This is a genomic window from Winogradskyella poriferorum, from assembly GCF_036553625.1.
Classification (GTDB): domain Bacteria; phylum Bacteroidota; class Bacteroidia; order Flavobacteriales; family Flavobacteriaceae; genus Winogradskyella; species Winogradskyella poriferorum.
This window is the reverse complement of record NZ_JAZHOU010000003.1, coordinates 177,940-192,611: the sequence shown is the minus strand read 5'-3', so window position 1 is coordinate 192,611 and position 14,672 is coordinate 177,940. Positions and strand designations below refer to the sequence as shown.

At 35.0% G+C, this 14,672-nt stretch carries 4 protein-coding genes; 3 read left to right on the top strand and 1 reads right to left on the bottom strand.

Features of this window, described 5'->3' with window-relative positions; translation table 11 throughout:
- Positions 1-110 precede the first annotated feature (110 nt).
- Positions 111-4,829 carry a M14 family zinc carboxypeptidase gene (locus tag V1468_RS10405; protein WP_331810179.1) on the top strand — a complete coding sequence of 1,573 codons (4,719 nt, stop codon included), beginning with the start codon at positions 111-113 and terminating at the stop codon, positions 4,827-4,829.
- Positions 4,830-5,033: 204 nt separating this feature from the next.
- Positions 5,034-11,369 carry a choice-of-anchor D domain-containing protein gene (locus V1468_RS10400; RefSeq protein WP_331810178.1) on the top strand — a complete coding sequence of 2,112 codons (6,336 nt, stop codon included), beginning with the start codon at positions 5,034-5,036 and terminating at the stop codon, positions 11,367-11,369.
- Between the two features lie 85 nt (positions 11,370-11,454).
- On the opposite strand, the gene hisS is transcribed toward V1468_RS10400, so the two are convergent.
- On the bottom strand, positions 11,455-13,167 hold the full coding sequence (hisS, locus tag V1468_RS10395; protein WP_331810177.1) for a histidine--tRNA ligase: 1,713 nt from the start codon (positions 13,165-13,167) through the stop codon (positions 11,455-11,457).
- 168 nt (positions 13,168-13,335) lie between these two features.
- Between hisS and V1468_RS10390 the strand changes: the two genes are divergently transcribed.
- Positions 13,336-14,577 carry an ABC transporter permease gene (locus V1468_RS10390; protein WP_331810176.1) on the top strand — a complete coding sequence of 414 codons (1,242 nt, stop codon included), beginning with the start codon at positions 13,336-13,338 and terminating at the stop codon, positions 14,575-14,577.
- Positions 14,578-14,672 lie beyond the last annotated feature (95 nt).

Genomic DNA, 14,672 nt, shown 5'->3' with positions numbered 1-14,672 from the left:
CAAACCTACACAAAAATGCATTTCATCGATATTTTTTGCTTTTTATAGATTTTTTTTCAAAATAAATGATATATTAGCATCCGAAATAAATTCATTTAACCCCAAACAAAATGAAAAAAATTACATTAGTCCTCCTTTGGACTTTATTTACAACCACTATTTTTTCTCAAAATAGTCCAACAGGGAAACGGATTTCAATTTCTAATCCAACTCATGACCAACTTCATCTATTAAAAGATTCAGGTGTTGACCTCTCATGTGGTGCAAATTTCTCTAATAACGATCTAATTTTAGAATTATCTGATTCTATGATTGGTGTTTTAGATTCTAATAATGTTAGTTATACTATACTAATAAACGATTTAACTGCTCATTTTGAAAACGTTACTGCTGTTGAGCTACCTTTAGCAAAAGCTGAACTTGCTCAAAAAAAAATGAGTAATACACAAAATAGAGCTCTTAGTATTTCTACAGCAACAATTGACAACTTAGTTCAATACGAAGGCTGTTCTGAAATCAATTGGGATAATTCTGTGCCAAACAACTTTAACTTAGGAAGTATGGCTGGATGCCTTACATACAGTGAAGTATTAGCAGAATTAGATGAGATGAGAGCTTTATACCCAAACTTAATTTCGGTAAAAGCTCCAATTTCAACTGATCCCAATCATAAAACTCATGGAAATTCTTATACCAATGGAGGCCAATATGATACTTGGGCAGGCCAAGACGTATTATACGTAAGAATATCTGACAATCCAGATACTGATGAAACCAATGAACCAGAATCATTATACTCTGGTATGACCCATTCTCGTGAAGTTAGTAGTATGATGAATCTTATATACTACATGTGGTATCTTTTAGAAAACTACGATTCTGATCCTGGAATTAAAAACTTAGTAGATAATCATGAAATGTATTTTATTCCTGTAGCCAATCCTGACGGGTTAATGTGGAATGAACAAATTGCACCTTCTGGAGGTGGTCTACAAAGAAAAAATTTAGGCCCATATAACACAGGAAACAACAACGCAAGAGGTGTAGACCTTAACAGAAACTATGACTACTTTTGGGGTCCTAATGCTATATATGGTGGTTCTTCTGGCACAACTTCAAATCAAACATACAGAGGTCCATCTGCTTTTTCAGAGCCAGAGACTCAAGGTATAGAAGCTTTTGTAGCTTCAAGAAATTTTGTGACCGCGATGAATCATCATGCTACATCAAATTTAATTCCTCATGCCTATAATGGATATCCTAACGCTCCTTCTTCTGGTCGTGAGGATGACTTTGCAAAATTTTGTCATGACATGACAAGATACAATAGATATATATACGGTGAGGCACCAGATATTTTAACCATAGCCAATGGAGATATGAGTGACTGGATGCTAGGTGGTGTAGCAGACGTCAATGGTTCTACAGGTTCTGGAGAACAAATTTTAGCACTAGCACCCGAAAATGGTGCTTGGGATGGCAGCGAAGGTGGATTTTGGCCAAATCCTACTCAAATTGTTGATATCGCTCAAAGAGCAATGCGAATGAATTTTATGAATGCTTACTACAGTGGTAAGTTTGCTCAATTCCATGACTTAAATACATCAGACATTAATACAACCAGCGGAAATTTAAAATTTGGTATTGAATATTTAGGTCAAACACTGGGAGACATTACATTAAATGTAACTCCTGTATCTTCTAATATAATATCATTAACTGCTCCTGCTACGCAAACTAGCTGGACAAAATTAGAACAAAGAGAGCTTAATGTTCCTTTTACATTAGCCCCTTCCATTCAAGCAAATGATAAAATTGAATTTCAAATAACTTTAAGCAATGATGATGGATACGTTATGTACCAAACTAACATCATTAAATCTTACAACCCAACGATTCTTTTTGATGATGATGCAGATACCAATGGCCTTGCTAACTGGAACAATGGAGGAGGAACATGGAATGTTACCACAGATGCTTATTCAGGCTCTACTGCAATTACAGATAGCCCTTCTGGATCTTATAGTAATAACACCATTCAAACACTTACGCTAAGTAATGCTGCAGCAGTAGATTTAACTACTTCGGAAACTGCTGTAGTTCAGTTTTATGCAAAATGGGATTTAGAAAGAAACTTTGATTTTGTACAATTCCAAGCGTCTACAGATGGATCTAACTGGGTAGAATTATGCGGTAAATACACAAAACCTGGTTCTTATTATTTAACCACTAGATACAGTAGCGGTAACAGTTCTGACACAGGTCCTGGTAAAAACACATCTGATTTAAATCATCAACCAGATGGAGAAGCTATTTATGACGGTAACACACAAGATAAATGGGTTATGGAAGAGTTTGTGATTGACGCTTCTAACAATGCTTTTCTTTTGGGTGAAGGAAACGTTCAATTTAGGTTTGTGTTAGGCTCAGACTCATCAAACAGAGCTGACGGCTACTCAACAACTTTTGACGGCTTTACTTTTGACGACTTTAAGGTTATAGATATTAAATTACCTTGTGAAACTACAGTACCAACAAACTTGGCTGCAAATTCAATAACTGCTTCAACAGCAGAAATTACTTGGGATAATGTTCCTTCAGCCACTTATGATTTGAGATATAGAGAAACTGGAGCTCCAAGCTGGGTAGAAATTACAGATATTACTAGTACCAGTTATTCTCTAACAAGTTTAGATATTACAACAGAATATGAAGTACAAGTCAGAAGCCGATGCGTTTCTTCTACTTCGGCTTATTCTGCTTCAGAAAGCTTTACCACTGCCGATTTAGTATATTGTACCGCAGGAGGGTCAACAATTTCTGACGAATATATTGGAGGTATCTCTTTAAACGGTACTTTGAACGATACTTCTAGTAGCACTTCTTCTGGGTATTCCGACTTTACAGGCGCTTCAATATTTGAACCTATACAAGTCGGAAGTACAGGAAATAGTTTAGTTGTTACTAAAACGTGGACTGGCACACAATACGATGAAGCTGTGTCTGCTTGGATTGATTTTAACAAAGACGGTGATTTTGACGATACTGGAGAAAAAGTACTTGAAGTAGGTGCAAATCAGACTACATCTGTCTCTAGTTCTTTTACAGTGCCAGTTTCTGCAAGTACAGGAAATACCAGAATGAGGGTTATAATGGCATATTATAACTCATCAGGAACAATACAAAACGATCCTTGCGACAGTTTCCAATACGGTGAAGTAGAAGACTATGATATATACATATATGAAGGTTTGCTATATACAAGTGCTACTTGGTACCCAAACCCACCTTCAGACCTTACAGGATCCGATAATGTTACCATTTTAGATGGCACTTATAACACTACTTCTGATATAGCTGCAAATAATGTTATAGTAGCATCTGGCGCTACACTAAATGTGAGTAAAGAAAACGCTGTAACTGTTAATGGAAACATCACAAACAATGGAGAATTCGTAATGAATTCTGATTCAAATGAGTTTTCAAGTCTACTTTTATCAGGAAGTGCTTCAGATAATTTAAAATATAATAGACATGTCAATTCTAATACTAACAGAAATGATTTAATTTCACCTCCTTTTAGCGGAGAGAGTTTTGTGGATTTTCTTTCAAACAATTTAAATGTTGTTTCAAATGCTGAAGAAACTATTTACTTGTTTGGCCCTTTCGACAAATCTGTTAGCAATTACTTAACCTATTCTAATACAGATACGAGTACACTAGATGCTGGCAAAGGTTACAGAACGGCGTCTACGGACAATAGCACATTTACATTTACAGGTGCAGCAACAACAGGTGATCTAAATGTTCCTATACTAAAAACAGGTTCAGCTTACGAAATATGGAACTTAATTGGTAATCCTTATCCTTCTTATATAAAATTAGAAGATTTTCTAACAGCAAATGTATCTCAGTTAGATCCTTCAACTGCTGCTGTTTATGGTTATGACGCAGATAATTCTAACGGAAGTTATTGGACCATTTGGAACTTTGCCTATGCAACTGCTAATCCAAATACTTTAATTGCACCAGGACAAGGTTTCTTTGTATCTTCAAAGGATGGTGGTGGAACCATATCTTTTGCTTCATCAATGCAAACCTCTGGAAATTCTGATGATTTCATTACAGGTAGAAATAACAGCGCAATTGAATTTGGAAGTATAATATTAAGTTCAACAGATAGAAGCTTCAAAACTGATTTATATTTTACAGATAATGCTTCTCTAGGTTTAGACGTTGGTTATGATGCCAGTCATTTTAGCAATGTAACTTCAGATTTTGCTATCTACTCTGAATTGGTTAATGATAATACAGGAAAAGATATGGCTATACAAGCCATAGGCTTCAATGATATTAATAATAATACTATTATACCATTAGGCGTTAATGCAAACCAAGGTGAGCAAGTTACGATTAGTTTAACGGATTCTAATATTAACACGAATGTTTATCTTGAGGATGTAATTGCAAATACATTTACCCTTTTAAATACAACGGACTACACATTTACACCTTCATCTGATATTTTAGATACAGGTAGATTTTATTTAAGATTTGATACACCATCTTTATCAACTAATGAATCTAACTTAGATACTATACAAGTCTACAGCGATTATAATAATGAGCAAATTGTTATTAAAGGCTTACTGACTTCTAAGACACAAGTATCCTTATTTGATATTCAAGGTAGACAAATATTAAAAGATGATCTAAACATTAGAAACTCTTCAAATTCATTAAGCACAAAAGAGCTGAGCACTGGTGTTTATTTAGTAAAGATTTCTAATAATGTTTCAAGTATTTCTAAAAAAGTAATTATAAAATAATAATCTCAAATTTTAGTTAATGAACAAAAGCCGAAGATGAAATCTTCGGCTTTTTCCTTTTATCGTTTAAAAAGGTCTATTTAACTACAATTAACAACTACCCACCTACACTTAAATGCATTTTATCGGATAAATTTGCATTTTATAGATTTTTATTATATATTAGCCCTCGAATTTTAGTCCCAAACTAAACTTTAACCGCTTATGAAAACTATTACCCAAGCTTTAAGAAAGGGAAATCTTTTATTGTGGATGTTAATTATTAGCTCAAGTTTTGCTTATGCACAAACTTCCTATGTAGAAGTCTCCGTAAATTGGCCATCTTGGTCATCTGAAAATAGAGTTGAAATTTACAACCCTAGTGGCTCTGTCATTGCAACTATAGACAATGGCTATACAGGTAGTTCTGATAATAGCTATTCTACCACAGTATCGTTAGGTTGTATTGCAGATGACACCAATTATTATTTTATCATGTATGACACATATAATGATGGATGGAATGGCGCAGATAACATAACAATAACCTCAGGCGGTGTTAACGTAATTAATCAAGATGATGGAGATTTGGCAAGCCCTAGCGGTTCAGCACCAATATACTTTGATGTTTCTGGTGGTTGTTCTGCTACTTGTAGTTCTACTGTTGCGGCTTTTCCATACTCTGAAGGATTTGAATCAGGATTTGGTCTTTGGGTGCAATCAACTACCGATGACAGAGACTGGAGTAGAATAGGTGGAGGAACACCTTCTGGATCAACAGGTCCTTCTGGACCTAATGAAGGTTCGCGATACATTTTTACAGAAGCATCATCAAACTCTAATAGAACTTTCGTTTTAGAAAGTCCTTGCTTTAATTTATCGACAGCTTCTACCGCTAATTTCTCCTTTTATTACCATATGTATGGTTCTGACATGGGAGATTTGTATTTAGAAATGAGTACAGACAATGGTCTAACTTGGCCCACAACCTTATGGTCACAAAGTGGGCAAGTACAAACTAGCAATGGGCAAGCCTGGAATCAAGTCAATGTTAACCTAACTCCACACGTTGGTCAAACCATAATGATTAGGTTTAGAGGTGTAACCGGAAACAATTATAGAAGCGATATGTCTCTTGATAATTTTTCACTAACAGCTACAACATCTCCTTTGCCTGAAATAAATATAACAGGAAATGGGGTCACTATTGCTGATGGTGACACAACACCAGCAACTTCTGATGATACTGACTTTGGTAATGTATTAACTGCAGGTGGAACAGACGTGCACACCTTTACAATTGAAAATATTGGAACGTTAGACTTAAATTTAACTGGTAGTTCACCATATGTTACTATAAGTGGTACAAATGCCGCAGACTTTAGTATTACGGCAATACCTACTACTCCAATAAGTGCAAGTGGGTCTACGACATTTCAAATTACTTTTAATCCAAGTGCTAACGGTCTAAGAACTGCATCCATATCTATTGCAAATGATGATAGTGATGAAAACCCTTATACTTTTAATATCCAAGGAACAGGCTACACTCCTATTGCGGAAATAAACATTGAAGGCAACGGAAATACAATTACAGATGGAGATACAACACCATCAACAACTGATGGAACTGACTTTGGTAATGTTATCACACTTTCAGGAAATAGAGCTAATACCTTTACAATTCAAAATATAGGTACAGCAAATCTGAACTTAACTGGTACTTCACCTTATGTAAGTATTACAGGAGCTAACGCTGCTGATTTCAGTATAAGTACAGTTCCTAATGCTACAATCACAGCTGGTGGGTCTACGGTTTTTGAAATTAATTTTACACCTAGTGCAGATGGACTAAGAACGGCAACTGTATCTATTGCTAACGATGATAGTGATGAAAATCCTTATAACTTCAATATTCAAGGTAATGGCTTTACTCCACCAGAACACACAATTTACTACGAAAATTTTGATGAAACTAATGGTGGTTGGTCTGCTTCAGGCACAGGAACAACAGTATGGTCTAGAGGTACAGGACTAACATCAGTAAGTGAACTTGGAGAAGGCAACTACTGGTATACAGACAATTACAACAGTTATGCAAATAATATAAATATTGTTTTAACAAGTCCAATTATATCTACTTTAGGATTTGATGACTTGGTATTTAATGCAGATATACGTTATGATTTTAGTAATGATTCTGACGATGGTATGCGTATTGAGTACAGAAAGCGTACCGCTGCAGTCTGGTCTTCTTGGACAGTGTTGGGTGCGTTTGGAGATGGTACAAATTGGTATGATGGCAATGGTAATGTAAATGCTTTAGGTACAGGATCTGATGGTTGGACAGGAACAACTACAACTACCCAGGCAATTCCTAACCATTTTGAAACAGCAACAATAGAACTTCCTGTTACTCTACATAATTCTAATGAAATTCAATTTAGATTTGTTGTCGCTTCAGATGCAGCTGATGTAGACGCTGGTGCTGCAGTTGATAACATTATTATAAACGCTAACCCAATAACACCTTTCTCGGATCCCGTTTTAGGACCTGGATCTGTAAATGGTGATTTAAGACTTTGGTTAAAAGCAACTGAAGAATGGAATGTTTTATCTGACAACGATGATGTATTAACCTTAAATGATGCAGCTTTTGATAATGATGCCATTTCATTAACAACTAATAGCCCTGCATTTAAAGATAATGCTACCGACAATATTAACTACAATCCAGTTATTGAGTTCGATCGTAGTAATCTTGAATACTTAAGAGGTAAGGGAGGATTTTTCTCTCAAGATTATTTTGTAGTAATGAAATCTACTGGCACAATAGACTATACTGGTACTAACAGACAAGTTCCTATAGCTGGTAGAGTAGCACCAGTAAGCCCACAGGTAGATGGTACAGGTCTTGGACTAGGAAATATATCTGCTCGATTCACAGATGAAGTTGTAGCACATATGACTAGCTCAGTGCCAACAAACACGCCTACAGATTTATCCTATGGTAGAGCTTACTCAAGTAATACAGATAGTTTTGTAGACGAAGTAATTATTTATAATGTTAAAACTAATGCTGCAGGCACATTAACGGAAATTTACAAAAACGGTAAGCGTATTGATAATGTAACAGGCCAAACACAAGGTACACCTGTAGACTTAACCTTTTATGAATTTATTAATCAACAATATTACTTAGGTGTTGGTCGATTCAGCCTTAATGGTAATGTAGATGCTTATGTGAATGGTAGAATGACTGAAGTCATAAGCTATAAATCACGTAATAATGCTCTAGACAAACAGAAAATTGAGTCTTACCTTGCCTTAAAAAATGGTGTAACATTACATGCTGCAAATAGTACAACTGAAAATAGATTGAATGACATTGATTATATTGATACACAGGGCAACGTCATTTGGGACACCTCATTAAATGCAGGTTATAATTACGACATTGCTGGTATTGGTAGAGATGATGATTCTGGATTAATTCAAAAACAATCTGCAAGTGAAAATAAGTTTAGTGATGGTACAGGACTTACTAGTGGCTTCTTGTCCATGGGACTTACAGACCTATATGACACTAATAAAGACAATATTGACTCCAATGGCACCACTTTTAACGACCGTGAATTCTTAGTTTGGGGTAACAATAATGCAGACATTAATTCAGCAGCATCAACGATTACTGTTAATATGAGTTCTGGAATATCACCTGCTCTTACTACCAATGTTACATTTACAGCAATGCAACGTGTTTGGAAAGTGGTAGAAACTGGTGGAGATGTACCGACGGTTAAAGTGAGTATTCCACAAAATACTGTTAGAAATATATCACCTCCAGGTAACTATTACATGTTTATATCAAGTACAGGTGTTTTTGACCCAACTGCAGATTATAGAGTAATGACAGCTGATGGTAGTGGTAACTTAGAAGCTGAATACGACTTTGACGGCACAAAATATATTACATTTGGCTATGCACCACAGGTTGTAGTTGAGCGTTCTGTATACTTTGATGGTTCTGTAGATTATATTGATGTAGAAGACAATTTAGATTTAGATCCATCAGGATTTACTGTTTCAGCTTGGATAAAGCGTGACGCTGCAGATACAGGCACAAAATCAATCTTATCGAAAAGAGATTTATCTTTTACACAAGGTTATGATCTAAGAATTCTAAATGATAACAGAATTCAAATCACATGGATAAATGGTCTTACACAAACGCTAAGTTCTACTACATCCATACCTGATGATGAATGGCATCATGTAGCTGCTATATATAATGGCTCAACGGTATCAATATACATTGACGGTGTATTAGATAATTCTGGTGTAAGAACTGCGCCTGTTAGCACAACAGATTCATTTTTAATAGCTGCGGCAGGTAAAGGCACCACAACACAACATTTTAGAGGAAATATTGATGAAGTACGTGTATGGGATACCGATTTAACCGAAGACCAGTTAAGATTTGTAATGAATCAAGAGATTGAAGATAACGCTGGTCAGGTTATGGGAGTAGTTTTACCTGCATCAATAACTAAACACGATATTAATGCAGTCCCATGGAGTGATTTAGCAGGCTACTATCCTATGTCTGTGTACACTTACACAAATACAGATGATGCGTCAGGAAATGGCCATCAAGGAGCTTTAAGAAATCTTGACACTGTTGATAGACAAACAGCTCCATTACCATATGAGTCATCTCAAAATGGAGATTGGGACACAGGTACTACCTGGACTAACGGTAATGTACAATATATGCCAGGTACAGCTTCAATAGTTGACCCTACAATTACAGTAGATTGGAACATTGTAAGAACATCTCACAATGTAACTATGGATAACAGTACATTGCCTGCCGGAAATAACGAAAACAGAAATGTTCTTGGACTTTATGTAGATGCTAATGAATTAACTTTAAATGGTGATAATGCTACCAACACTGGTAGTGGTCTAACAGTATCGCACTACCTTAGTTTAACAGGTAAAATTGACTTAGAGGGAGATTCTCAATTAATTCAAACAGAAGATAGTGATTTGTTAGTAGCTGTTAACGGAGAGCTTGAAAAAGATCAACAAGGTACTGCTGACACCTATACCTATAACTACTGGTCTTCTCCTGTTGGTGATATAGATACTGCTGTTAACAACTATCGTTACTCTGTACAAGACGTAATGTTTGACGGCTCTAACCCTGTTAACTTTTCTAGTTCAGGTTATAATGGTGCAGCAACCAACCCTATTAGAATTGCAGATTATTGGATTTGGAAATTTGCAAACTTAACTAGTGACGATTATTCTGCATGGCAGCATGTTAGACGTACAGGAACAATATATGCTGGTGAAGGCTTTACTATGAAAGGTCCAAATACAGGAGGGATTTTAGACGATCAAAATTATGTTTTCTTAGGAAAGCCTAACAATGGAGATATTAGCTTAACTATAAACAATGGTAATGATTATTTAGTTGGTAATCCTTATGCCTCTTCCTTAGATGCTAATGAATTTATCCTAGATAACCCAAATACAACTGGAGCACTACAGTTCTGGGAGCATTGGGGAGGCGGATCTCATATATTACAACAATATCAAGGTGGTTATGCTGTATACAACCTTTCAGGTGGTGTTCCAGCACCTGCTCCAGACCCAGATGTGGCTCAAGTTGGTGTAGGTACTAAAACACCAGGAAGATATGTACCTGTTAGCCAAGGATTCTTTGTATCTGGAATTAGTAATGGAACAATAAACTTTGAAAATGATCAACGTGCTTTCACTAAAGAAGGTGGTTCTTCTTCAGTATTTATGCGAACTGCAAATTCTTCAGAAAGTCAAAACAACCAAGTTGTTGATGTAGATGATAGAATGAAGTTTAGAATTGGTTACAGAGCTAGTAACAACATGCACCTGCAAAGAGAAATTCTCTTAACTATTGATGAAAACGCAACTGAAGGTGTAGATTGGGCATACGACGCACACCTAAACGAGGACCAAACAGACGATATGTTCTGGATGATTGGAGATGAAAAATTCATCATTCAAGCTAATGATAATGCTAATCTAAACACTGTTTACCCGTTAGGAATTAAAACCAGTGCTGATGGTAACAGTAGATTTACAATTAATGCTTTAGAAAACGTACCAAACTCTGTAAATATTTATTTACGTGATAAAGATTTAAATATCTCCCATGATTTGAGAGTAAGTGATTACGAGATCTTCTTGACTGCTGGTGAATACTTAGATCGTTTTGAAATTACATTTAAAATTATGACTAATTCACTTGGATTAGATGATGAAAACATAAACAGTTTAGATGTATTATACTCCAATGATAAAGAGAAAATTGTATTAATTAATCCTAACCTAATAGAAGTAAAATCTATAGAATTATTTAATATGCTCGGACAATCTGTCCAAAAATTTGAAAGTATTTCAGAGAGCGGTTACTCTGAATATGAAGTTAAGAATTTAAGTACTGGAACTTATATTATTAAGTTATATACTGTAAGCGGTTCAGTATCGACTAAAAAAGTTTTAGTAAAGTAATTTTTGCCCCAAATCTTAAATCTTAACCACGAAAAAGCCCTGAATACTTCAGGGCTTTTTTAATTGTTATAATATATGTATTACTCTATTTCAATGAAGATAATAACTCCTGAAGTTTTAATTTCTCTTGCTCTCCGGTTTTCATGTTTTTAAGGGTGTATGTATCAGAGTTAAGCTCCTCCTCTCCTAATAAAACTACATAAGGAATATTACGACGATTGGCGTGCGTCATTTGCTTTTTCATTTTAGCATTATCAGGATATAATTCTGCTTTAACACCATTTTGCCTTAACTGAGTTACAGCTTGCAGACATGCCATTGCTTCTTTATCGCCAAAATTGATAAATAGTACTTTGGTTGCATCTGCAATAGTTTCCGGGAACAAGTTAAGCTCTTCTAACACCAAATAGATACGATCTAATCCAAAGCTAATACCTACTCCACTTGTATCTGGTTTTCCGAAAATGCTCGTTAAATCATCATAACGACCACCTCCACCAATAGAGCCCATTTTAACACCATCTGGTGCTGACACTTCAAAAATAGCACCTGTGTAATAATTAAGTCCTCTTGCTAAAGTAACATCTAATTGAAGGTTGGCTGTTTTTAATCCTAATTTAGAAATTGAAGCATCTATAAACTCTAACTCTTCAATACCTTTTAATCCTACTTCAGAGGTGTTTAAAATAGATTTTAAGCTTTCTACTTGCGTACCAAAATCTCCTTCTAAAGAAAATAAAGGCTGTAATTTAGAAATACCATCTTCTGACATACCTTTGCTACGCATTTCTTCTTTGACCTTCTCTTCTCCTATTTTATCAAGTTTGTCTAAAGCCACTGTGAAATCAATAAGTTTATCTTGTACTCCAATAACTTCAGCAATACCAGATAATATCTTACGATTATTAATTTTTATAGTTACACCTTTTAAATCTAAAGCTGTAAACACAGCATCATAAAGCTGAACAAACTCAACTTCCTGAAATAACGATTTAGAACCTACTACATCTGCATCACATTGGTAAAACTCTCTAAAACGGCCTTTTTGCGGACGATCTGCTCGCCAAACTGGCTGTATTTGATAGCGTTTAAATGGAAATTCTATCTCATTTTGGTGCTGCACTACGTAACGCGCAAATGGCACTGTAAGATCGTAACGAAGTGCCTTTTCAGAGATTTTATTTGCTACATCTTTAAAATTATCTTCAATGAAAACATTTTTGAAGTATGCTCTTTCAACAGCCTTAGAAAACCTTTGTGAGTTTTCAAAAAGACTGGTATTATCCTCAGCTATTCTCTTCATGTACCTAACTATAGCTGCCAATAAAAAAGGACTCATTTTTGAAAATTCCTTTTTAATTTTTTCAATTATGTTATCTGAGAAAGTATTTAAAAAAAGATTATTATTAAATAAACTGGTCTCATACAAACTTTCAATTTTGTCTACATCAGAAATATTGTCAATTTCTTCAATAGATTTATCTTCAAATTCTGCCTTATAAAGAATTATAAAAGCATCACCAAGATTCCTCCTAAATATTTCTTTGAGAAATTTTGACCCTAACTCTACATTTCTCAAAAAGTCTCCACTATTCAAAATCTTAAAAATCAAGCGATCTCCTTCATCTCCATACTTGCCCATTAAGGTGTCTGAGTTTTCAAAACTTGGCGTTTCAATTGGTTGAAATCCATATAACTCAAATTGCTCTTTTATAATGTTCATTATATATGAACGTTTTGCAACCTCTACTGCATTAAAATCTCTGGTACCTTTTGGAATACTTGGTTTTTGTGCCATAATATTTCCTGCAAAAGCAGGAATCTCTTTTAGTGAAACTTCATATTTAAGTCACAAAAATATTATAATTTTTAGAGGCATACCCAAGTAATTTTAAATTTATAGTAACTTTATGGTGTTTGGGACGTCTTATGGTTTTAAACAACCCAACTAACTACAGATACAACTATGTTTTCATTAGCTAGAGAGAATGTAAGAATTGCTTTTGGTTCTATAAAAAGCCAATTACTTCGTACTATTTTAACGGTTTTAATCATTGCTATAGGTATTATGGCATTGGTGGGCATTTTAAGTGGTGTTTCGGCCTTAGAGAATACAATGTCTAGTAACTTTTCTTCGATGGGTGCTAATACTTTTAATTTTCAACGCTACGAATTTAGAACACAACGCCAAAGTGGTAGAGAACGTCAAAAAGTTAATCCTATTATAAGCTACAGAAATGTTAAAGATTTTATTGACAGTTATGATTATCCTTACACCAAGGTTGCGGTTTCTTTTTATGGCTCCTCAACATCTGAAGTAAAATACGAAAACGAAAAAACCGACCCAGAAGTTGCTGTTATTGGCTCTAATGAAAATTACATTGAGAATTCTGGTTTAGAAATTGAAAATGGCAGATCCTTAAATTTTGCTGATGTAGAAAACAATAATGCAGTTTGTGTTATTGGTAGCGATTTGCAAAAAGCGCTTTTTCCTGATGACAACCCAATTGATAAAACCATAAGTGTAAGAGGGTCTAAATTTAAGGTTATTGGTGTTTTAAAAGAAAAAGGCTCTACGTTTGGTAACAATCAGGATTTAAGGGTGATTATGCCTATTCAAAAAGCGCGATCTATCTTCACCAATCCAAATATCAATTATACGCTTAGCGTTAAAGTGGATAAAACTGACATGTTAGAAGGTGCGCAAGATGATGCAATTATTACCTTTAGAAATGTGCGTGGACTCAACCCAGTAGAAGAAAATAATTTTGGTATAGAACGTAGTGAAGACCTTTTGAATCGTGTGGCAGAAAACACAAAGACTCTTAATTGGGCTGCTTGGATAATTAGTATTATTACCATTTTTGGTTCTACCATTGCTTTAATGAATATTATGTTGGTTTCTGTAAGCGAACGCACAAGGGAAATTGGTGTACGTAAAGCCTTGGGTGCTAAACGCAAAACTATAGCATTTCAATTCTTTATAGAAACCATTATTATTGGTCAGCTTGGAGGAATTTTAGGTATTATTTTAGGTATTTTGATTGGTTGGGGAGTAGCTTCTGCTTTTGAGCTTGTGTTTTCAACACCTTGGTTTGCTATGATTTGCGCTACAGCTATTGCATTTTTTGTAGCAATTTTATCTGGATTATATCCTGCAATTAAAGCCGCTGCACTAGACCCTGTTGAATCTCTTAGATACGAATAATTCCTGCGAAAGCAGGAATCTCCTAATCACGCTTAGAAATTATCATAGTAATTATGTAAGTTTTTGCCAATAAAGACCTTTAAGCAAGGTTTATT

Bases quoted from the DNA above. Each gene is read 5' to 3' on its own strand.
- V1468_RS10405 (WP_331810179.1), top strand. From the start codon at position 111: ATGAAAAAAATTACATTAGTCCTCCTTTGGACTTTATTTACAACCACT.
- V1468_RS10400 (WP_331810178.1), top strand. From the start codon at position 5,034: ATGAAAACTATTACCCAAGCTTTAAGAAAGGGAAATCTTTTATTGTGG.
- hisS (WP_331810177.1), bottom strand. From the start codon at position 13,167: ATGGCACAAAAACCAAGTATTCCAAAAGGTACCAGAGATTTTAATGCA.
- V1468_RS10390 (WP_331810176.1), top strand. From the start codon at position 13,336: ATGTTTTCATTAGCTAGAGAGAATGTAAGAATTGCTTTTGGTTCTATA.